Consider the following 22,321-nt stretch of genomic DNA (forward strand, 5'->3'; position numbering starts at 1 on the left):
GAAGGTTGCCTCCTTGGCTGCTGCTCTTCGGGGTGGTGGGTGGGTGTGCGTCCGATGTTTGAGAACTCAACAGTGTGCCGAATGTCGATGCCAATAGTTTGACCCCGACTGCCGGTTGCCGTGGCTTTGCCTGTTGTGGGTGGGGTTGTGGTGGTTGGTGGTGGGATTCCTTTGGTGTTGAAAGGGCCTGGTCCTCGTCAGCGTGGGCTGGGTCTGTGTAGATGCCAGATCAAGCGCCCGGGTTTTGCTTGGGTGTTCTGATCGAGTGAAGTTTGCTCCTGGTTGCTCCTTCGGGGGTGGTGGGGGTGGATGTTCTTCGACGGAGAGTTTGATCCTGGCTCAGGACGAACGCTGGCGGCGTGCTTAACACATGCAAGTCGAACGGTGAACCCCTTCGGGGGGGATCAGTGGCGAACGGGTGAGTAACACGTGAGCAACCTGCCCCTGGCTCTGGGATAACTCCGGGAAACCGGAGCTAATACCGGATATGACAGCCCGCCGCATGGTGGGGTGTGGAAAGTTTTTCGGCTGGGGATGGGCTCGCGGCCTATCAGCTTGTTGGTGGGGTAATGGCCTACCAAGGCGACGACGGGTAGCCGGCCTGAGAGGGCGACCGGCCACACTGGGACTGAGACACGGCCCAGACTCCTACGGGAGGCAGCAGTGGGGAATATTGCGCAATGGGCGAAAGCCTGACGCAGCGACGCCGCGTGAGGGATGACGGCCTTCGGGTTGTAAACCTCTTTCAGCAGGGAAGAAGCGCAAGTGACGGTACCTGCAGAAGAAGCACCGGCTAACTACGTGCCAGCAGCCGCGGTAATACGTAGGGTGCAAGCGTTGTCCGGAATTATTGGGCGTAAAGAGCTCGTAGGCGGTTTGTCGCGTCTGCTGTGAAAACTCAGGGCTTAACCCTGAGCTTGCAGTGGGTACGGGCAGACTAGAGTGCGGCAGGGGAGACTGGAATTCCTGGTGTAGCGGTGAAATGCGCAGATATCAGGAGGAACACCGGTGGCGAAGGCGGGTCTCTGGGCCGTAACTGACGCTGAGGAGCGAAAGCATGGGGAGCGAACAGGATTAGATACCCTGGTAGTCCATGCCGTAAACGTTGGGCGCTAGGTGTGGGACCCATTCCACGGGTTCTGTGCCGCAGCTAACGCATTAAGCGCCCCGCCTGGGGAGTACGGCCGCAAGGCTAAAACTCAAAGGAATTGACGGGGGCCCGCACAAGCGGCGGAGCATGCGGATTAATTCGATGCAACGCGAAGAACCTTACCAAGGCTTGACATGCGCAGTTTACCGGCAGAGATGTCGGGTCATTTAGGTGGCTGCGTGCAGGTGGTGCATGGTTGTCGTCAGCTCGTGTCGTGAGATGTTGGGTTAAGTCCCGCAACGAGCGCAACCCTCGTTCTATGTTGCCAGCGCGTTATGGCGGGGACTCATAGGAGACTGCCGGGGTCAACTCGGAGGAAGGTGGGGATGACGTCAAATCATCATGCCCCTTATGTCTTGGGCTTCACGCATGCTACAATGGACGGTACAAAGGGCTGCGAGACCGTGAGGTGGAGCGAATCCCAAAAAGCCGTCCTCAGTTCGGATCGGGGTCTGCAACTCGACCCCGTGAAGTCGGAGTCGCTAGTAATCGCAGATCAGCAACGCTGCGGTGAATACGTTCCCGGGCCTTGTACACACCGCCCGTCACGTCACGAAAGTCGGTAACACCCGAAGCCGGTGGCCCAACCCCTTGTGGGAGGGAGCCGTCGAAGGTGGGACTGGCGATTGGGACGAAGTCGTAACAAGGTAGCCGTACCGGAAGGTGCGGCTGGATCACCTCCTTTCTAAGGAGCATCTGACATCCACATCACGCCTTCGGGTGGTGGGTGTCCAGAGGCCGTTGCCCGTGCGGATGTCACGGGGCGGTAGCTCACGGGTGGAACATCGACATGCGGCTTCTTCGTCTGCTCGTGTCTCTCCAGTACGCCGGCTCTTTCCTTCCTTCGGGAAGGGTGGGGTGGTTGGACCGGGAGAAGAGTGGGGGAAGAGGCCGCTGGCACGCTGTTGGGTCCTGAAAGATCGGCCGTGAGGTTGTCTTTCTGGTCGGGTTTGCCGGTGTCCGGCATACCGCTTCCCGGTCCCCTCTCTTGTGGTGGGGGTTGGTGGGGGTGGGTGTTGGGTGGTTGCCGGTGGCTGCGGCTCGTATGTTGAGAACTGCACAGTGGACGCGAGCATCTTTGTAGTCTTTTGTGGCCAAGTTTTTAAGGGCACATGGTGGATGCCTTGGCATCAGGAGCCGATGAAGGACGTAGGAGCCTGCGATAAGCCTCGGGGAGTTGGCAACCGAACGTTGATCCGAGGATTTCCGAATGGGGAAACCCGGCTGGAATCATGTCCAGTCACCCGCACCTGAACACATAGGGTGTGTGGAGGGAACGTGGGGAAGTGAAACATCTCAGTACCCACAGGAAGAGAAAGCAACCGCGATTCCGTGAGTAGTGGCGAGCGAAAGCGGATGAGGCTAAACCGAGTCGTGTGTTAAAGCTGACAGGCGTTGCACGTCCGGGGTTGTGGGACCCTTCAGGAAGGGCTGTCATCCTTCCAGGGAGTCAGAAAGTCGTGTCATAGCCGAAGGATCTGGGAAGGTCCGGCATAGTGGGTGAGACCCCCGTAGGCGAAATGGCGTGGCCTCCCGAGGGGTATCCCGAGTAGCACGGGGCCCGTGAAATCTCGTGTGAATCTGCCAGGACCACCTGGTAAGCCTAAATACTTCCTGATGACCGATAGCGGACAAGTACCGTGAGGGAAAGGTGAAAAGCACCCCGGGAGGGGAGTGAAATAGTACCTGAAACCGTGTGCCTACAAGCCGTCGGAGCTGTCCCTGCGGGGGAGTGACGGCGTGCCTTTTGAAGAATGAGCCTGCGAGTTAGTGGTACGTGGCGAGGTTAACCCGTGTGGGGTAGCCGTAGCGAAAGCGAGTCCGAATAGGGCGTTTGAGTCGCGTGCTCTAGACCCGAAGCGGAGTGATCTACCCATGGCCAGGTTGAAGCGCGGGTAAGACCGCGTGAAGGACCGAACCCACCAGGGTTGAAAACCTGGGGGATGAGCTGTGGGTAGGGGTGAAAGGCCAATCAAACTCCGTGATAGCTGGTTCTCCCCGAAATGCATTTAGGTGCAGCGTCACGTGTTTCTTGCCGGAGGTAGAGCTACTGGATGGCCGATGGGCCCCACCGGGTTACTGACGTCAGCCAAACTCCGAATGCCGGTAAGTGAGAGCGTGGCAGTGAGACTGCGGGGGATAAGCTTCGTAGTCGAGAGGGAAACAGCCCAGATCACCGGCTAAGGCCCCAAAGCGTGTGCTAAGTGGGAAAGGATGTGGAGTTGCGCAGACAACCAGGAGGTTGGCTTAGAAGCAGCCACCCTTTAAAGAGTGCGTAATAGCTCACTGGTCAAGTGATTCCGCGCCGACAATGTAGCGGGGCTCAAGCACACCGCCGAAGCCGTGGCATTCACGCGTATGCTCGGCCTGCTCCCTCGTGGGGTGGGTCCAGGTGCGTGGATGGGTAGGGGAGCGTCGTGTGTGGGGTGAAGCGGCCGAGGAATCGAGTCGTGGACTGCACACGAGTGAGAATGCAGGCATGAGTAGCGAATGACGGGTGAGAAACCCGTCCGCCGAATGACCAAGGGTTCCAGGGCCAGGCTAATCCGCCCTGGGTAAGTCGGGACCTAAGGCGAGGCCGACAGGCGTAGTCGATGGACAACGGGTTGATATTCCCGTACCGGCGTAGAACCGCCCATGCTGAACCTGGTGATGCTGAGCACCCAAAGCCCAGGATCCCTTCGGGGGTGTTGTGGTGGAGCGTGCGACCCGAACCGGTAGTAGGCAAGCGTAGTAACAGGGGTGACGCAGGAGGGTAGCTTCCGCGTGGCGATGGTTGTCCACGTCCAAGGGTGTAGGGCGAGGTGTAGGCAAATCCGCACCTCACACAGCCTGAGACCTGATGGTGACCCCGTATGGGGGAAGTAGGGTGATCCCATGCTGCCTAGAAAAGCCTCGGCGCGAGGTTCGAGCCGCCCGTACCCTAAACCGACTCAGGTGGTCAGGTAGAGAATACCAAGGCGATCGAGTGAATCGTGGTTAAGGAACTCGGCAAAATGCCCCCGTAACTTCGGGAGAAGGGGGGCCTGAGGGGTGAAGCCACTTGCTGGCTAGCCTTTGAGGGCCGCAGAGACCAGGGAGAAGCGACTGTTTACTAAAAACACAGGTCCGTGCTAAGTCGCAAGACGATGTATACGGACTGACGCCTGCCCGGTGCTGGAACGTTAAGGGGACGGGTTAGTGCACTTCGGTGCGCGAAGCTCAGAACTTAAGCGCCAGTAAACGGCGGTGGTAACTATAACCATCCTAAGGTAGCGAAATTCCTTGTCGGGTAAGTTCCGACCTGCACGAATGGCGTAACGACTTCTCCGCTGTCTCAACCGCGAACTCGGCGAAATTGCACTACGAGTAAAGATGCTCGTTACGCGCAGCAGGACGGAAAGACCCCGGGACCTTCACTATAGCTTGGTATTGGTGTTCGGAACGGCTTGTGTAGGATAGGTGGGAGACTGTGAAGCCGGCACGCCAGTGTCGGTGGAGTCACCGTTGAAATACCACTCTGGTCGTTCTGGATGTCTAACTTCGGTCCGTGATCCGGATCAGGGACAGTGCCTGGTGGGTAGTTTAACTGGGGCGGTTGCCTCCTAAAGAGTAACGGAGGCGCCCAAAGGTTCCCTCAGCCTGGTTGGCAATCAGGTGGCGAGTGTAAGTGCACAAGGGAGCTTGACTGTGAGACAGACATGTCGAGCAGGGACGAAAGTCGGGACTAGTGATCCGGCCGTGGTTTGTGGAAACGCGGTCGCTCAACGGATAAAAGGTACCCCGGGGATAACAGGCTGATCTTGCCCAAGAGTCCATATCGACGGCATGGTTTGGCACCTCGATGTCGGCTCGTCGCATCCTGGGGCTGGAGTAGGTCCCAAGGGTTGGGCTGTTCGCCCATTAAAGCGGTACGCGAGCTGGGTTTAGAACGTCGTGAGACAGTTCGGTCCCTATCCGCTGCGCGCGTCGGAAACTTGAGAAGGGCTGTCCCTAGTACGAGAGGACCGGGACGGACGAACCTCTGGTGTGCCAGTTGTTCCGCCAGGAGCACGGCTGGTTGGCTACGTTCGGAAGGGATAACCGCTGAAAGCATCTAAGCGGGAAGCCTGCTTCGAGATGAGGTTTCCATCCACCTTCGGGGTGGGAGAGGCTCCCAGCAGACTACTGGGTTGATAGGCCGGATGTGGAAGCACCCACTAGCGAGGTGTGCAGCTGACCGGTACTAATAAGCCGACAACTTGACAACAAACAGGCTATGAAACTGTGTGTTCGCGTCCACTGTGTGGTTCCCGGGATACGAGCCCACCCCCACCCACCCCCCGCATGACGTTGGGGGTGTGGGGGGTGTGTGGTGAGTAGCAGACCCGAGAAGTGTTTCGGTGGTCATAGCGGTGGGGAAACGCCCGGTCACATTCCGAACCCGGAAGCTAAGCCCACCAGCGCCGATGGTACTGCCTCCGAGAGGGGGTGGGAGAGTAGGACACCGCCGGACTACCCGTGACAGGCCCCACCCCCTCGCCACACCACGTGGCAGGGGGGTGGGGCCTCCACCATTTCCCCCACCAACCACACCAGCCAACACCCACAGCGACCACCCCCTCCTCGTCCTCGACGGTCATGACCGTCCTCTTCGGTGTGGGATCGTAGGGAGGCCGCGCGCCCTCGGCGGGTGTGTCGCGGTGACGCGACCAGCGGACCAACGACTGCCGTCTGTATCAAGGGGTGCCTGTGAGCTTCGGAGCGTCTGGTCGGTCCGGCGGGCCCACAGGAGGGCGTGGCGGCGCACCCCGGCGCGCCGGCAGCGGGGCGGCGGGTTCCGGCGGCGGACGCGGCCGTGCAGGCTCTCAGGCGGGCGGCGACGCCTCGAACGCGGCCCGGTCCGGGCGCGGTGGGGCGCCCGGTGCCCCTCGCGGTGGCCAGTCGCGCGCCGGTGCCGAGCGCCAGGGGCAGAGCCGGTCCTGGGACCGGCCCGCGAGGGAGTCCGGCCCGTCCTCGCAGGACGGGCCCCGGGACGGGCGCGACCGGTCGGGCACCACAGCCGGGCCCCGGAGCGGCGGGCGTCCCGCGGACAGCCGGGACGGTGGGCGCCGTGACGTCCGGCGGGACCGCGACGACGCGCCGCGGCAGCAAGCCGAGCGGCGCGCGGGCGAGAACGGTGACGCCCAGAGACAGGGACGCCCCGAGCGGCGTCCCGATGCGGCTCGAACCGGTGCACCTCGGCGGGCAGCGGCACCCGGCGCGACCGGTGGCCGCGGAGGTGCAGGCCCGCAGCGTGCCGGGTCGGGGGGCCAGCGGCCCGGTCGTCCCGCAGGACGCGACTCGGTGACGACGGGCAGGAGTTCGCGTCCCCCCGAGCGTGTGCGGGCCGAGCGGGAGCCGGAGCCGCCGCTGCCCGAGGACGTCACGGGCCGTGAACTGGACCCGGCGGCGCGCGAGGCGCTGCGCGGGCTCGCCGCCCCGAACGCCCTGGCGGTCGCACGGCACCTCGTGCTCGCAGGGCGCCTCGTCGACGAGGACCCCGAACAGGCGTGGCAGCACGCGCGCGCAGCGCAACGCCGGGCCGGCCGAATCGGTATGGTGCGCGAAGCAGCGGGCATCGCCGCCTACCGCGCCGGGCACTTCGACGCCGCCCTGGCCGAGTTCCGGGCGGCCCGCCGGCTGACGGGCGATCCGGCCTACCTGCCGATCATGGCCGACTGCGAGCGCGGGTTGGGGCGTCCCGAGCGTGCGCTCGAACTTGCGGGATCCGCCGAAGCACGTGAGCTGGACGAAGGGGGACGTGTCGAGATGCTGATCGTCGCCGCTGGAGCGCGTCGCGACCTCGGGCAGGCCGAGGCGGCCGTCGTGGCACTCCAGGGCCCCGAGCTGCAGGCACGGGATCGTGCCCGTCCGTGGCAGCCGCGTCTCTGGTACGCCTACGCGGACGCGCTGGAGGAGTCGGGCCGGGCGGCCGAGGCGCGGTTGTGGTTCGAGCGCGCAGCCAACGCCGACCACCTCGGTGAGACCGACGCCGACGAGCGGCTCGCCGACCTCGACGGCATCCGCTTCTCCGAGGAGGACGCCGCTGTCGGCGGCGATGCCGGAGCTTCGGCAGCCGTCGGGAACCACGGGGAGCGGGGCTGAGCCCTCCCATGCCTGGTACCGGACCGAGGACCGTCCGCGTCTACCTGCCCAGCACCCTGTCGTCGCTGCGGTCCGTCGTGGCCGGCGACGGCGAGGTGGTCCTCGCGCAGGCCCCCGTGCAGGTTCACGGGGTCACCCACGCCCTGCGCGAGTGGTACGTCGACGCCGATCCGCGGGAGCTGGAGGAGGAGCTGGAGTACGCGGCGTCCAGCGACGCGGCCGAGCGGTCCCTGCACCTGCTGGCCGCGGACCCCACCGCGCCGCGCCGGCGCGTCGTCCTCGCGCTGGACGTCCCGCAGGACGCCCTCACCGCCTCACCGCCGCTGAGCATGTCCGGCACCGGCCGCTCCGCGGTCCTCCTCACCCGCGACATCCCGCGGGCCTGCCTCGTCAGCGTGCACGTCGACGACGAGGAGGCCGTCGACGACGTCACCGCGGCCGTGGACAACCTCGACGCCGCAGCGGCCGGTGACGAGGACGCCCGGTTCAGCGTCGAGGCCGCCGAGGGGCACGAGCTGCTCTGGTACGACGCCACCGAGGTGGACGACCTGCTGCGCGCACCCTGACCCGGGCGCGCCTGCAGCGCTCCCGCGGCAGGGTTCAGGAGCCGCGCTCGGCCAGCCAGCGGGCGGCGAGCGCTCCCTCCGCCAGCACGCCGGCCCGCAGGGCCGGCGCGGCGGCCTGCTCCACCTTGCCCCCGAAGAGCGGCACCTTGGCCACGAGGTCACCGCTCACGACCTGGACGCTGCCCGCGACCCCCTCGGGGCGCAGCACGGTCTCCCCCGTGAGCGTGACCGGTGCGCCCTCGATCCGCAGGGTGGTGGTACCGCGGCGTTCCCCCTGCCCGCCGGGTGCGCCCCAGGCGGTGCTCTCCGTCAGGGTCATGGTCGCGCCCAGCATGCGGGCCGCGAAGTCCGGCAGACCCCGGGTGCTCAGCACCCGGCGCACCGTCACCGTCGTTCCCGCTCCCGAGGGCCGCACCTCGCGGGAGTGCTCCAGGGCGCCCGCCGCGGCGCACCTGGCGTCCAGGAACGCCGGGTCCGTGAGGACGGCGAAGACCGCTTCCACGGCCGCGTCGTAGCGGATCTCCTCGTGCAGCCGCACGCTGCCTCCTCCACCGCTCGCCCAGCAGGGCCCGGGCGGCCCGCAGCCGAAGCCTAGGTGACCGCCGGGACGCCTCCGGCCTGCGGTCCCGCAGGACCACGCGTGGACGCGCCGCCCGCGACCGGGCAGGGCTAGGGTCGAGCGCAGTGCCGACCCGACCGCCACCACGGAGCGCGCCATGCCCGGCAACGTCGCCGAACAGTCCGGTTCCGCCCTGCTCGCCGCCTGCGCCGCCCTGCCCTCCCCGGCGGGCGACCTGCCCGGTGGCCTGTCCTCACGCGAGGCGCTGGAAGCGCTCCTCGCCAGGTACTACGCCCACACGCCCGACGAGGACCTCAGCGCCCGCCCGCCCGCCGAGCACGGTGCCGCCCTGCTGTCCCACCTGCAGACCGGGACGCGGCGTCCCCCCGGCACCACGACGGTGCGGGTGCACGGGCCCGAGGCCGCCGGCAGGTCCCGGCGCAGCGCCGTGGAGGTCGTCACCGACGACATGCCCTTCCTCGTCGACTCCGTCACGGCCGAGATCACCCGGCAGGGCCTCGCCATCCACCAGCTCGTGCACCCCCAGCTGTGCGTCGTGCGCGACGCCGGTGGCACCCTGCAGCGCGTCGTCACCGGCCCGGACACCGAGACCGGGTGCCAGGGCGAGTCGTGGATCCGCGTCGAGATCGACCGCATCGACGATCCCGGGCGCCTCGCGGCCCTGGAGGCGTCCCTGCGCGGTGTGCTCGCCGACGTCCACGCCGCCGTCCGCGACTGGAAACCCATGCGGGCCCGCGCGCTGGAGCTGGCGGACGAGCTGCGCGACGCCCCACCGCCCGGGCCGGACGCCGCGGAGCTGCACGGCGCCGAGCGCTTCCTGCGCTGGCTCGCCGACGACCGCTTCACGTTCCTCGGCTACCGCGAGTACGACCTGGACACCGAGGACGGCCACGACGTGCTGCGTGCCCGGCCGGGCACGGGCCTGGGGGTCCTGGGGGAGTCGGAGGAGCGGCCCAAGCGCCCGGCCCGGCGGCTCAGCGGCCCGGTCCGCGACCACGCGCGCGAACCGCACCCCCTCGTCATCACCAAGGCCAACGCCCGCGCCACCGTGCACCGGCCCGCCTACCTGGACTACATCGGCGTCAAGAGGTTCGACGCCCAGGGCCGCGTCGTGGGCGAGCGCCGCTTCCTGGGCCTGCTGACGTCCTCGGCCTACACCGAGAGCGTGCGGCGCGTGCCCGTCGTGGCCGAGAAGGTCGCCGCCGTCCTGCAGCGCGCCGGGTTCGCGGCCAGCGGGCACTCCGCCAAGGACCTGCTCACCGTCCTGGAGACGTTCCCCCGCGACGAGCTGCTGCAGGCCCCCGTCGAGGACGTCTTCCGCACGGCCATCGCGGTGCTGCGCCTGCAGGAGCGCCGCCGCACCCGCCTGTTCCTGCGGCAGGACGACTACCGGCGCTTCATGTCGTGCCTGGTCTTCCTGCCCCGCGACCGCTACACCACCCAGGTCGGCGCGGAGATCGAGCGGGTCCTGCAGGGCGCGTTCGACGCCGGCAGCGTGGAGCACACCCTCGCCGTGTCGGAGTCCGTGCTGGCACGCGTCCACGTGGTGGTGCGGGCGCGTCCGGGGGAGGAACTGCGCCAGGTCGACGCCACCGAGCTGGAGGCGGCGCTGGTGCGGGCCACCCGCAGCTGGGAGGACGAGTTCGCCGACGCCGCCCGCGACGTGCTCGGGGAGGACGAGGGCGCGGAGCTCACCCGCCACTGGGTCAGGGGCATCCCGGAGGCGTACCGGGCGGACGTGATGCCCTTCACCGCGGTCGTGGAGATCCACCGGCTCGAGGAGCTGCTGCGCGCGGTGGCCGAGGGCGACGAGACGCCCCAGCTGGCGCTGCACGAGCCCGAGGACGCGGAGAACGGCATCTGGCGGCTCATCTTCTACCGCACCGAGCCGGTGACCCTCAGCACCGTGCTCCCCCTGCTGGGCGACCTCGGGGTCGAGGTCACCGACGAGCACCCGCACACCCTGCACCGCTCCGACGGGGCGACGGCGTGGGTGTACGACTTCGGCTTCCGGCTGCCCGCGGAGCTGCAGCGCGCGGGTGTCGACCCCGACGTCCTGCACCGGCTGTTCACGTCGGCGTTCGCGGCGGCCTGGTCCGGGCGCGCCGAGAGCGACTCCCTCAGCCGCCTGGTGCTGCAGGCCCAGCTGCACTGGCGCGAGGTCGCGGTGGTGCGCGCCCTGGTGCGCTACCTGCGGCAGACGGGTCTGCCCTACAGCCTGGACTACATCGCCTCGACGCTGCTGGCGAACGGCGCCGCGACGAGGCTCCTGGTCCGCCTGTTCGAGGCCAGGTTCGCCCCGGCCCGCTCCCTGGACGCCGACGAGCGCCGGGAGACGGTCGCGGCGGTCCTCGAAGAGGCGAACGGTGCCCTCGACGACGTCGCCGGGCTCGACGCCGACCGGATCCTGCGCGCGCTGATGTCGGTGGTGCGGGCCGTGCTGCGCACCAACGCCTTCCAGCGCGGCCCCGACGGGCGCCGCCACGTGCACCTGTCGTTCAAGCTGGACCCGCGGGGGATCGTCGGGCTGCCCGAACCGCGGCCCGCGTACGAGATCTGGGTGTACAGCCCCCGCGTGGAGGGCGTGCACCTGCGCTTCGGGGACGTCGCGCGCGGCGGGCTGCGCTGGTCCGACCGGCGCGAGGACTTCCGCACCGAGGTGCTGGGCCTCGTCAAGGCGCAGGTCGTCAAGAACGCGGTCATCGTGCCGACGGGCGCCAAGGGGGGCTTCGTCGCCAGGCAGCTGCCCGACCCGGCCGCCGACCGCGACGCCTGGTGGGCGGAGGGCGTCGCCAGCTACCGCACCTTCATCGGTGCCCTGCTCGACGTCACCGACAACCTGCACACCGAGGGCGGGCAGCAGGTCGTCGTCCCGCCCGCGGAAGTGGTGCGCTACGACGGCGACGACCCGTACCTCGTCGTCGCCGCGGACAAGGGCACCGCGACGTTCTCGGACACCGCCAACGAGATCGCCCGGGAGAAGGGGTTCTGGCTCGGGGACGCCTTCGCCTCCGGCGGCTCCAACGGCTACGACCACAAGGCCATGGGCATCACCGCCCGCGGGGCGTGGGAGAGCGTGCGCCGGCACTTCCGGGAGCTCGGCGTCGACCCGCAGAGCACGGACGTCACCGTGGTCGGCGTGGGCGACATGAGCGGCGACGTGTTCGGCAACGGGATGCTGCTGTCGGGGCACATCCGGCTGGTCGCGGCGTTCGACCACCGGCACGTGTTCCTCGACCCCGACCCCGACCCCGCGGCCTCCTTCGCGGAGCGGCAGCGGCTGTTCGGGCTGGGCCGCTCCTCGTGGGCCGACTACGACCCCGCGCTCATCAGCCCCGGGGGAGGGGTGCACTCCCGCACCGCGAAGTCCGTCCCCGTGACGCCGCAGGTGGCGGCCCGGCTCGGGCTGCCGGAGGGCACGGGCGCCATGAGCCCGACGGACCTGGTGCGGGCGGTGCTGCGGGCACCGGTGGACCTGCTGTGGAACGGCGGGATCGGGACCTACGTCAAGGCGTCCACGGAGACCGCCGCGGACGTCGGCGACAAGGCCAACGACCCGGTCCGCATCGACGGGCAGGACCTGCGGGTGCGTGTCGTCGGCGAGGGCGGCAACCTCGGCCTCACCCAGCGCGGGCGGGTCGAGGCGGCGCTGCGCGGGGTGAAGCTGAACACCGACGCGATCGACAACTCCGCCGGTGTCGACTGCAGCGACCACGAGGTCAACATCAAGATCCTCCTCGACCACCTCGTCGCCGACGGGCAGCTCGACGGGGAGGAGCGCAACCGCACCCTCGGCCGGATGACGGACGACGTGGCGCGCCTGGTGCTGCGCAACAACTACGAGCAGAACACGATGCTCTCGGTGGAGGGCCACAGCGCGGCCCGGCTGCTGCCGGCGCACCGGCGGTTCGTCGACTCCCTCGAGGCGGCCGGGGCGCTGGACCGGGAGCTGGAGTTCCTGCCGTCCGCCGCGGAGGTGGACCGGCGCGCCCGCGAAGGGCTGGGCCTGACGGTGCCGGAGCTGTCGGTGCTGTCCGCCTACGCCAAGATCGGGCTCGCCGGGGCCGTCCTCGCCGGCGACCTGCCGGACGAGGCGTGGGTGTCGCGGGAGCTCCTGGGCTACTTCCCCCGGGAGCTGGTGGAGCGCTTCGGGGACGGGGTGACGGAGCACCCGCTGCGCCGGGAGATCAGCACCACCGTCCTGGTCAACGACCTCGTGAATTCCGGCGGCATCACCTTCGCCTTCCGCGCGCGGGAGGAGACGGGGGCCGACGCGGCACAGGTGGTGCGCGCCTACGCCGTGGTCCGCGAGACGTTCTCGCTGCCGGAGCTGACCGGGCAGGTGGAGGCCCTCGACGGCGTCGTGCCGGCGGAGGTGCAGACCAGGTTGCGCGTGCAGGTGCAGCGGCTGCTGGACCGCTCGGTGCGCTGGTTCCTCCACGTGCGGCCCGAGGGGCTCGACGTGGCCACGGAGGTCCGCAGGTTCGGGGACGTGGTGTCGGGCCTGGCCGGGGAGGTGCCGGGCCTGCTGCGCGGCGCGGAGGCCGGGGCGATGCGGGCGGAGGCGGCGGAGCTGCTGGGCCTGGGGGTGCCGGAGGCGACGGCGGAGCGCTTCGCGACGCTGCTGTACACGTTCTCCCTGCTGGACGTGGCCGAGCTGGCCGAGGAGATCGGCCGGTCGCCGCGGGACGTCGCGGCCACCTGGTACGCCGTCTCGGAGCGCTACGGCGTGGACGACCTGCTCACCCGGATCAGCGAGCTGGGCCGCGCCGACCGCTGGCAGTCCCTGGCCCGGGCGGCGCTGCGCGACGACCTGTACTCGGCGCTGCGCGAGCTGACCCGCGCCGTCCTGGCGGTCGGCGGCGCGGACACCGGGGCGCAGGGTGTGCGCGAGCCCGAGCGCGCGGTGTCCCTGTGGGAGGAGGCCAACGCCGCCGCGGTCCGGCGGGCCAGGGCGACGATGCAGGAGATCCGGGCGCTGGAGCACAGCGACCTGGCGTCGCTGTCCGTGGCGCTGCGCGTCCTGCGCACCGTCCTGCGGGCCGGCTGAGGGCCCACCGCCGCACCCCCGTGCGGGAGTGCGGCGGTGGACCGTCGTGACGGCGGGGCGCCCTGCGCCCCTACGCTGCAGTGGTGCCTTCGACGACCGACCTGCTGCGCACCAAGACGGACCTCGAGCCGGCCGACGCGGAGTGGATCCGCCTGCTGGTGGGGGACTGGCAGCTGCTGTCCGACCTGTCCTTCGCCGACCTGGTGCTGTGGGCGCCCGCGGCGGGTGGCGACGGGTTCGTCGCCGTGGCGCACTGCCGGCCCACGACCGGTCCCACCGTCCACTACGACGACGTGGTGGGCTCGGTGCTGCAGCGCGGGCGGCGCCCGCAGGTGGACGCCAGCTTCGACGAGGGCCGCACCATCCGGGGCAGGGACCCGGAGTGGGACGAGGACGCCGCCGTCCGCGAGGAGACCATCCCCGTGGTCCGCGACGGCAGGGTTCTCGCGGTGCTGGCGCGGCACACGAACCTGGCGGCGTCGCGCACCCCCAGCCGCCTGGAGCTCAGCTACATCAAGTGCGCGGACGACCTGGCGCGCATGGTCGCCACCGGGGACTTCCCGCAGGCGGGTGCGCCGACCGGGTCGCGCCGGGGCGCTCCGCGTGTCGGCGACGGGATGCTGCGCCTGGACGCGGAGGGAACCGTCACGTACGCCAGCCCGAACGCGCTGTCCGCCTTCCACCGGGCCGGGCTCATCGGGGACCTGGTGGGCGCCAGCCTCGCGGAGGTCGCCTCCAACCTGGTGGCGAGCCACCTGCCTGTCGACGAGTCGCTGCCGCTCGTGGTGATGGGCCGCGCCCCGTGGCGCACGGACCTGGAGACCGACGCGGCGACCCTGTCGATGCGGGCGATCCCGCTGGTGCGCCGCGACGACACCAGGGTGCCGCCGGTGCGGGTCGGCGCGCTGCTGCTCGTGCGCGACGTCTCGGAGCTGCGCCGCCGGGAGCGCGAGCTGCTGACCAAGGACGCCACCATCCGGGAGGTGCACCACCGGGTGAAGAACAACCTGCAGACGGTGGCGGCGCTGCTGCGGCTGCAGGCGCGGCGCATCGGGTCCGACGAGGGGCGCGCGGCGCTGCAGGAGGCGATGCGGCGCGTGGCGACGATCGCGCTGGTCCACGAGACGCTCGCGCAGGGCGTGGACGAGACGGTGGACTTCGACCAGGTGCTCGACCGGTGCCTGATGCTGGCGGCGGAGGTGGCGACGTCGACGTCGGCGCGGGTGCGCATCGCGCGGGACGGGCGTTTCGGGGCGCTGCGGCAGGAGGACGCCACCCCGCTGGCGCTCGTGCTGACCGAGCTCGTCACCAATGCCGTGGAGCACGGCTACCGGCCGGGGGAGGAGGGCACGGTGCACCTGCGGGTGCAGCGGGAGGACGACGAGCGGCTCATCGTGGTGGTCTCCGACGACGGCATGGGGCTGCCGGAGGACTTCGCCGTGGGCCGCTCCGGTCTCGGCACCCAGATCGTGCACTCGCTGGTGGCGGGGGAGCTGCGCGGCCGGATGGACTTCGGGGCGAGCCCCGCCGGTGGGACGGAGGTGCGCCTGGAGGCCCGCATCCGCTCGGCGCGCCGGGCCGACGCGGCTGCGCCCCGGCCCTGAGGGGCCGGGGCGCAGGTGGTGTCGCGGGTTCGGTCAGCCAGCGCGGCGAGCGCGGGCCGCGCGACGCTTGAGGGCGCGGCGCTCGTCCTCCGAGAGCCCACCCCACACGCCTGCGTCCTGCCCCGTCTCGATCGCCCACTTCAGGCACGACTCGACGACGTCGCAGCGACGGCAGACGGCCTTGGCCTCCTCGATCTGCAGGATGGCCGGGCCGGTGTTGCCGATCGGGAAGAAGAGCTCCGGGTCCTCGTCGAGGCAGGCGGCACGGTGACGCCAGTCCATCGTTGTGTTCACTCCTCTGCGTAGCGGTGTCGGGTACGCACCATGAAGCCGCCGGGAGCGGATTCGGGTGCGGTGACCCCTGAGCACCGGCGACGACGGCGGTGCCGGGACGGGTGCGCGGTCGCGTGCGACAACTACCCGTCGGGGATCTCGTTGACTACAGGTTCACATCCCGCGGCCGGTCCCACAAGAGGAACGGGCAACGTCTTGGACGTGGCTGCCTGAGGCATTCGTCACACGGACGTAACATCGTATCCATCCGGAATTAGTCCCGCACGCTGGGTCACGTTTCGAGCCGTCCGGGCGGTAACTCACCCATCCGGCACGAACGGTTACGGTTCCGGCGTGCGAGACGTTCCCCCACCCGCGCCGGATCCCGCGACCACCGCCGGCCGGCCGCCCGCCCTGACGGTCCTGGTGGCCCTGGTGGTGGCGGAGGTCGTCCTCCTCCTCGCCGGCGCCGGCTACCTGGTGTGGGGCCTGCTGACACGTGACGCGACCGAGGTGGGGGCCGCCGTCGCCCTCGTCGTCCTGACGCTGGCCCTGGCGGCCGGGCTGTCCGCCTGCGCGCGCGGCCTGTGGCGCCGGCGCCGCTGGTCCAGGACGCCGGTCCTGGTCTGGCAGGTGCTCCAGCTGTCCGTCGGCCTCCCGCAGTTCTCCGGCGGTGCCCTGTGGGCCGCGCTGCTGCTCACCCTCCCCGCCGCCGCCGTGATCGCCGCCGTGTTCCGGCGGGACGTCGTGGCCGCGGTCGACCTCTGAGCGGGCCGGTCCGGGACCGGGCCGCTCGCCTCAGTCCTCGTCGCCGCCGAGTCCCTCGCGCAGCTGCGCGAGGGTCCGGCTGAGCAGTCGCGAGACGTGCATCTGGGAGATGCCGACCTCCGAGGCGATCTGCGACTGCGACATCCCGCGCACGAAGCGCAGCGCCAGGATGCGCCGCTCCCGCGGGGGCAGCTGGGCCAGCAGCGGCCGCAGCGCCTCCCGGTTGTCCACCCGCTCCAGCTGCTCGTCCACCGAGCCGAGGGTGGAGGCGCCGGAGTCGGGCGAGGCGTCCAGCGGAACCGTGGAGTAGGCGTTCGCCGACTCCAGGATCTCCACGACCTCGTCGGTGTCCCGGCCGGTGCGCGCGGCGAGCTCGGCGATCGTCGGGGCCCGGCCCAGCTCGTGCGTGAGGGCCTCGCGGGCGTCCGCCAGGGCCCGGCCGGTCTCCTGCAGCCGTCGCGGCACCCGCAGGGCCCAGCCCCGGTCGCGGAAGTGCCGCTTGACCTCGCCGAGCATCGTCGGGATCGCGTAGGCGGGGAACGGCACCCCCCGCGCGGGGTCGAAGCGGTCCAGGGCCTTGATGAGCCCGATGGTGGCGACCTGCACGAGGTCGTCGTGCGGCTCACCGCGGCCCGCGAAGCGCCGCGCGAGGTGGTCGGAGAGCTGCAGGTGCCGCCGCAGCAGGTCCTCGCGCAGGGCCGAGCGCTCCGCGGAGCCCTCGGGCAGGTCGGCGAAGCGCACGAAGTCCGCGTGCCCCGCCACCGGGTGCCCGTCGCCGTCCTCCACGACCACGTCGGTCAGGTCCACCGTCGCATCCGTGGTGACCTCGTCCGTGGTGACCCCGTCCGTGGTGACCCCGTCCGTGGTGACCTCGTCCACGGGGTCGTCACCCGGCGCGGGTGCCGGCACGACCGGCACCCCTCGCGAGCCCTCCCCGCGGCGCGCCGGAGGAGGACCCGCCAGCAGCTCCCTGCCGGTGTCGCCGCCGCCCTCCACCGCGGCCATCACCGGTCCCCTCCCCGCGCCGTCCACCGCTCCGCCGCCCTCATGTCGCTCCCCGTGCCCGCGTGTGCCGCAGCACGATCCAGGCACCCTCCGTGGACTGGCCCGTCGCGACCTCGCCGACGAGCGCCTCCAGCACCGCCCACGCGAAGCTCGAGCGCTCCGGCAGCACCGTGGCGGGGCCGCGCACCTCGACCTCCAGCACCCCGGAGCCCAGGCGGAACAGCGCGGTGATCTCGCCGTGCTCGGCCTGCGGGTCCAGCAGCAGGGTGCACGCCTCGTCGACGGCGATGCGCAGGTCCTCGATCTCGTCGAGGGTGAGGTCGAGCCGGGCGGCCAGCCCGGCGCTCGCGGTCCGCACGACGGTCAGGTAGGCCGGATCAGCGGGAACGCGCAGCTCCACGAGGTCGCTGCCGGTTCCGCTGCCGGCCAGGGTGGTTCCCACGGTCCGTCCTCCCAGGTACGGGCGCCGCGCCGGGCGCCCCTGTCCGCACCAGCGTCGCAGATGCGGAGCGTCGATAAGTACTCACCGTGCGTCGGTGGAGGAGTGCCTCCGGTGGTTCTCCCCCGCAGTGCCCGCGCAGCGCCGCCCGACACCTACCGGGGAGTCCGCACCGTGCGGCCGGCTCCCGGGACCACCGTAGGGCCCCACCACCCCCCGGCCCCCGCGGGCGCCAGGCGCGCCAGCCGCACCGGCACCGCCTCCTCGCCGCCGGGGCCCGCGGGCAGCACGAACCCCGCACCCGGTCCCCGGCCCGGGGCCGTCAGCGGGCGCAACCCGAAAACCTCCCCCTCCACCCGCCGCCCCGTCCCGAGCAGCAGCCCCCGCCGCTCCCTGCGCAGCGGCACCGCCAGGCCCCGGTAGGCCACCGCCAGGTCGGCGGACACCCCGGCGCCCACGAGGCGCTCGCCCGTGCCGGCCGCGAGCCGGCGCAGCAGGACGTCCTCCACGTCCGCGTCCACGAGCGCCTCCACGTCGTCCGCCAGGACCAGCGCCGGCGTGCCCGCGTCCACCGCCGCGTCCAGGGCGGCGGCCAGCTCCGCACCCCGGCCCGGTGGGAACACCGGACCCCCCGGCTCCTCCCGCCCCGCCTCCCGTCCCACCACGAGCGCCACCGGCCAGCCGGCCGCCACAGCCTGGGCCGCCAGCACCCGCAGCACCGAGCTGCGTCCCGAGCCGGCGGGGCCCACCACGAGCGCACCGGCGCCGCGGGCGGTCAGGTCCAGGTGGACGGGGCCGCCGTCGTCGCCACCGGTCCCCACCAGCAGCCGCGGGAACACCGGCGACCCCGCCCGGCCCCGCTGCGCCGGCACGACCACCCCGGGCAGCACGGGGCCCTCCTCCGGCAGCGCCCGCACCCGCCACGGCCCCGCGGCACCCGCCGGGGTCGCCGGTGCTGCCGCCGCCCCCGCGGTGCCCGGCGTGGCGGGCTCCGCGACCTGCACCTCCTCCGCCTGCCCGTCCCGCACCCGCAGGCCGCGCCCCGGGGGAGCCGCCACCGGCACCCGGCGCGGGTCCACCCCCGCCAGTGCCGCGTCCGCCCGGTCCGCCAGGCGCAGCAGCACCACCGTCCCGGTGGCCGCCGCGACCGCCGAGGTCAGCAGGCCCCGGTCACCGCTGAGGACCACCCGCACCCCCAGCGCGGACGCCTCCCGCAGCAGGCGCTGCACCGCCTCCACCGCCGCGCCCTGGTCGGCGTCGGCCAGGGCCCGCGCCCACGAGTCCCAGCCGTCGACCACCAGCACCAGGTACGGGAGGCGCTCGGCGGGCGGACGGCGCAGGTGCTGCTCCTCCAGGCTCCGCACGCCCTGGGCGGCCAGGAGCTCCCGGCGCTCCTGCACCTCCTCCAGCAGCCGGGACAGGACCCGCCCCGCCCGCCACAGCTCCTCCGGGCCCACGAGCGAGCCCACGTGCCGGTGGGCCGCGAGGTCCGCCAGCGTGCCGCCCGCGTCGAGGACCTGGCAGTGCACCGCGGCGGAGCAGTTCCCGGCGGCCGTCACGAGGGTGCGCAGCAGGGTGCTGCGCCCGCTGCGCGCCGCGCCCACGACGAGCAGGTGCTGACCGTCGGTCAGGTCCCACCGCGCCACGGGCTGGGACTGCTCCCCGGGCAGGTCGAGCAGCCCCCACGCGGGCGCGGCGGCCGGCTCCGCCGCGCCCGCCGTGGGCAGGTCGGCCGTGCTCAGGGATCCCGGCAGCGGCGGGAGCCACGGGCTGGCGGCGGCCGCCGCGTGCAGCTCCGCCGCAGCGCCGCGCACCGCGTCCACGAGCAGCTCCAGGTCGTCCCCGCCGTGCAGGGCCGGTGCGGCTCCCGCCGCGCCGGCCAGGACCTGCCCGAAGCGCACCGCCCGCACCGACGGTGCCCCCGTCCCCGGCGCCGGCGCGCGGCCACCCGCGCGCGCCACCTGCACGGTGCGGGCGGGCCCGCCGCCGCAGCGCAGCACCGCGCGACCGGGGCTGCGCTCGTCCAGCAGCGCCGGCTCCGGGGAGCCCACGACGTCCACGCCGTCAGCGCGGTCCTGCACCCGCAGGGCGATGCGCAGGTTCGTGTTGGCCCGGATGTCGGCGCTCACCACGCCCGCGGGGCGCTGGGTCGCCAGCACCAGGTGCACGCCCAGGGAGCGCCCCACCGCCGCGATGCGCACCAGCCCGGCCACGAAGTCCGGCAGCTCCTCCGCGAGCACCCGGAACTCGTCGACGACCAGCACCAGCCGCGGGAACGGCACCGGCCCGCCGCCCTCGCGCAGCGCCCGCAGGTCCGGTGCGCCCGCGGCCCGCAGCAGGCGCTCGCGGCGGCGGACCTCGGCGGTCAGGCTCCGCAGCGCACGGCGGGTCAGGTGCTCGTCGAGGTCGGTCACCAGCCCGGCGCAGTGCGGCAGGCCGGCGCACCGGCCGAACGCCGAGCCGCCCTTGTAGTCGACCAGCACGAACTGCAGCTCCTCGGGGCGGTTGGCCGCGGCCAGGCCGGCCACGAGCGTCTGGAGCAGCTCCGACTTGCCCGAGCCGGTCGTGCCCGCCACGAGGGCGTGCGGCCCGTCGGCCGCGAGGTCGAGCCAGACCGTGCCCGCCTCGTCGCAGCCGACCGGGAAGCGCGTGGTGGCCGGTTGCCGCCTCCACCGCCGGGCCAGCACCCCCGGGGCCAGGGGGTCCTCGCCCCGCGGGTCGCTCCGGCGCAGCAGCTCCAGCAGCCGCACACCCTCCGGCAGGGCCGCCCCCGCGGCGGGCGGTGTCGCGTCCCGCAGCGGTGCCAGCGCGCGTGCCAGGTCCTGCGCCCAGCGCGGGCTCACACCGTCGGCGTGCACGGCCAGCGGCCGGTGCCCCTCGCGGCGCAGCACCGCCTCCCCACCCACCTGCTCGTCCGCCTCCCCGCCCGCGCCGGCGTGCGGGCCGCCGGCCGCGCGGGTCGTCTCCTCGGGCAGGAGGAGGGCCGCACCGCACTCGGCGGGCAGGTCGGCCGGCCCGGCGTCGAGGCACACGAGGAACACCCCGGCGGCGGGACCCGAGCGCAGCAGCCCGGCGATCCCGGGGACGGCGCGCAGCCGCCGGGAGCCGTCGAGGAGGACCACGACGCGCCGGCCCGGAACCGGTGCGGGCACGCCCGGGCCGCGCGCCACCAGGGCGTTCAGCTCGGCCACCACCGCCGCCAGCCGCTGCGCCCCGGCCGGGCCGCTGCCGGACGTGCGGCTGTCCCCCGGGGTGCCGCCGGGGGACAGCCGCACCCGCGCGTGGGGCAGCCATGCGGCCCAGCCCCAGTCGGCCGCCGCGTCCTCGTCCCCGGCGGCCGACAGCACCGCGACCGCGACCTCGTCGGGGCCGTGCCACGTCGCGACCTGCCCCAGCAGGGAGCGCGCGCAGCCCAGCACGGCGCCGCGGGGGCCGCTGACCCCCAGGACACCGACCTCCGGCAGCCGGACCGTCACCGGCACCGCGTGCAGCACCGACGCGGCGGCGTCGCCGTCCAGCGAGCAGGTGCTCGCGGGCACGTCGCCGGTACCCAGCCGCAGCTCCAGGGCGTCCCCGGCGTCCGCCCCGCGCTCCCACAGCCGGCTCCCCGGGCCGCGCGCCACCCGCAGCACGGTGACCGCGTCGGGGGCGTCGCGGTGGCGGGCCGCGTGCTCGGCGGCCAGTTCCCGCGCCAGCTCCTCCAGGACCGCGTCGCTGTCCTCGGCGTGCCGGGTGGTGGCCTCCTCCTCCCGCCGCGCGCCGCGACGCCTGTCGCCCCACCACTGCCCGAGGACCAGCACGGGGGAGGCCAGGCCGAGCAGCAGCGACAGCGGGCTCCACACCACCGCCATCACCACGGCCAGGGCGACCGGGACGGCCGCGGCCAGCCACGGGAACGGCTGCGGCGGTACGGGCTCCGGCCGGCCGGGCAGGCGCAGCACCCGGCTGCCGGGTGCGGGGCGCAGCCGGGGCGCGCGGTTCACCAGGACGTGGCCGCCGCCGTCCTCGCCCGCGGCGGCGGGGGGCTCCGGGGGCGGGTCGAGCGCGAACGCCGACGTGCCCGCGTGCAGCCGCACCGGGTGACCGGGCAGCGGCTCGGCGGCGCCGACCTCCCGGCGGGTGCCGTCCTCCTCCAGCCACGTGCCGTTGGTCGAGCCCAGGTCCGCGACCGTCACGGCGCCGCCGCCCGCGGGTACGCCCAGGGCGAGGTGGCGGCGGGAGAGGGCGGTGTCGGCCACGGGCACGCCGGCGCCGCGGCGGCCCACCACGTGCGTGCCCGGCTCCAGGGGCAGCTCGCGGCCGGCGTCGGGTCCTGCCGTCACCGCCAGCACGGCCCGGGCCGGGCCCGCGGCGTGCCGCGCGGGTGCACCCGCCGCGCAGGCTCCGACGTCGACGACGGCGCCGTCCAGCAGGGGACGCCGCCCCAGCAGCGAGCCGGGCGGCACCCGCACCCCGCCCACCCTCGGTGGCCCGGACCACGGCCCGCTCAGCGCGCGCAGCCGTTCCTCGACGTGCTCCCAGCGCGTCCCCGCACCGCCGGGCCCGTCGCCGGTCCCGCCGGCCGCGGGATCGACCTCGACGTCCACCTCCCACCGGCCCGCCGGGTCCTGCGGGTCGGGGCCGGTGAGCGTCAGGCGGATCGGCACGGCGCCGGATGCTGTCAGCGCCCGGGCGCTCCCGGCCCAGGCCGTCCACAGGCCGCGCGCGCCACGGCGTTGTCCACATCACCCGGGTGCCGCGACCCGCACCCCGCCTACCGTTCCCACCGGAGCGGGCCGGCG

10 protein-coding genes and 3 rRNA genes are annotated in these 22,321 nt (G+C 72.2%); 8 read left to right on the plus strand and 5 right to left on the minus strand.

What is annotated here, in order from left to right; translation table 11 throughout:
• Window positions 1-316: 316 nt before the first annotated feature.
• The 5 genes from ACYQBY_RS19830 to ACYQBY_RS19850 all read left to right on the plus strand — a co-directional run bounded on the left by ACYQBY_RS19830 (window position 317) and on the right by ACYQBY_RS19850 (window position 7,821).
• Window positions 317-1,835 (plus strand): 16S ribosomal RNA (locus ACYQBY_RS19830).
• A gap of 407 nt (window positions 1,836-2,242) precedes the next feature.
• Window positions 2,243-5,378: ribosomal RNA gene (locus ACYQBY_RS19835) — 23S ribosomal RNA — on the plus strand.
• Window positions 5,379-5,507: 129 nt separating this feature from the next.
• Window positions 5,508-5,624 (plus strand): 5S ribosomal RNA (gene rrf, locus ACYQBY_RS19840).
• The 16S, 23S and 5S rRNA genes sit together here, the layout of an rRNA operon.
• Window positions 5,625-6,454: 830 nt before the next feature.
• Window positions 6,455-7,255, plus strand: coding sequence for a hypothetical protein (locus ACYQBY_RS19845; protein ID WP_459645626.1), 801 nt, complete (start codon window positions 6,455-6,457; stop codon window positions 7,253-7,255).
• Between the two features lie 8 nt (window positions 7,256-7,263).
• On the plus strand, window positions 7,264-7,821 hold the full coding sequence (locus ACYQBY_RS19850) for a DUF6912 family protein (RefSeq protein ID WP_459645627.1): 558 nt from the start codon (window positions 7,264-7,266) through the stop codon (window positions 7,819-7,821).
• Between the two features lie 34 nt (window positions 7,822-7,855).
• Here the strand turns inward: ACYQBY_RS19850 and ACYQBY_RS19855 are convergent, their stop codons facing one another.
• The gene (locus tag ACYQBY_RS19855) at window positions 7,856-8,359 is read right to left on the minus strand and encodes a DUF2505 domain-containing protein (RefSeq protein WP_459645628.1); all 504 of its coding nucleotides are present in this window, start codon (window positions 8,357-8,359) and stop codon (window positions 7,856-7,858) included.
• A 178-nt stretch (window positions 8,360-8,537) separates the two neighbouring features.
• Here ACYQBY_RS19855 and ACYQBY_RS19860 point away from each other — a divergent pair, with 178 nt between their 5' ends.
• Together ACYQBY_RS19860 and ACYQBY_RS19865 are read left to right on the plus strand one after the other, a co-directional pair.
• The gene (locus ACYQBY_RS19860) at window positions 8,538-13,451 is read left to right on the plus strand and encodes an NAD-glutamate dehydrogenase (RefSeq protein ID WP_459645629.1); all 4,914 of its coding nucleotides are present in this window, start codon (window positions 8,538-8,540) and stop codon (window positions 13,449-13,451) included.
• 83 nt (window positions 13,452-13,534) lie between these two features.
• Window positions 13,535-15,055 carry a sensor histidine kinase gene (locus tag ACYQBY_RS19865; protein WP_459645630.1) on the plus strand — a complete coding sequence of 507 codons (1,521 nt, stop codon included), beginning with the start codon at window positions 13,535-13,537 and terminating at the stop codon, window positions 15,053-15,055.
• A gap of 33 nt (window positions 15,056-15,088) precedes the next feature.
• Here the strand turns inward: ACYQBY_RS19865 and ACYQBY_RS19870 are convergent, their stop codons facing one another.
• On the minus strand, window positions 15,089-15,337 hold the full coding sequence (locus ACYQBY_RS19870; RefSeq protein WP_459645631.1) for a WhiB family transcriptional regulator: 249 nt from the start codon (window positions 15,335-15,337) through the stop codon (window positions 15,089-15,091).
• Window positions 15,338-15,682: 345 nt separating this feature from the next.
• On the opposite strand from ACYQBY_RS19870, the gene ACYQBY_RS19875 reads away from it, so the two are divergent.
• Entirely contained in the window at window positions 15,683-16,096 is a 414-nt protein-coding gene (locus ACYQBY_RS19875; RefSeq protein WP_459645632.1) for a hypothetical protein, read from the plus strand.
• 30 nt (window positions 16,097-16,126) lie between these two features.
• Here ACYQBY_RS19875 and ACYQBY_RS19880 read toward each other — a convergent pair whose 3' ends face one another.
• The 3 genes from ACYQBY_RS19880 to ACYQBY_RS19890 form a co-directional block, all read right to left on the minus strand.
• The gene (locus ACYQBY_RS19880; protein ID WP_459645633.1) at window positions 16,127-17,101 is read right to left on the minus strand and encodes an RNA polymerase sigma factor SigF; all 975 of its coding nucleotides are present in this window, start codon (window positions 17,099-17,101) and stop codon (window positions 16,127-16,129) included.
• A 40-nt stretch (window positions 17,102-17,141) separates the two neighbouring features.
• A complete protein-coding gene (locus ACYQBY_RS19885) occupies window positions 17,142-17,543 on the minus strand; it encodes an ATP-binding protein (protein ID WP_459645634.1) in 402 nt (133 codons plus the stop codon).
• A gap of 152 nt (window positions 17,544-17,695) precedes the next feature.
• Complete coding sequence (locus tag ACYQBY_RS19890) at window positions 17,696-22,186, minus strand: FtsK/SpoIIIE domain-containing protein (RefSeq protein ID WP_459645635.1); 4,491 nt, start codon at window positions 22,184-22,186, stop codon at window positions 17,696-17,698.
• Window positions 22,187-22,321: the final 135 nt, after the last annotated feature.

This window comes from Kineococcus anabasis (assembly GCF_054590795.1).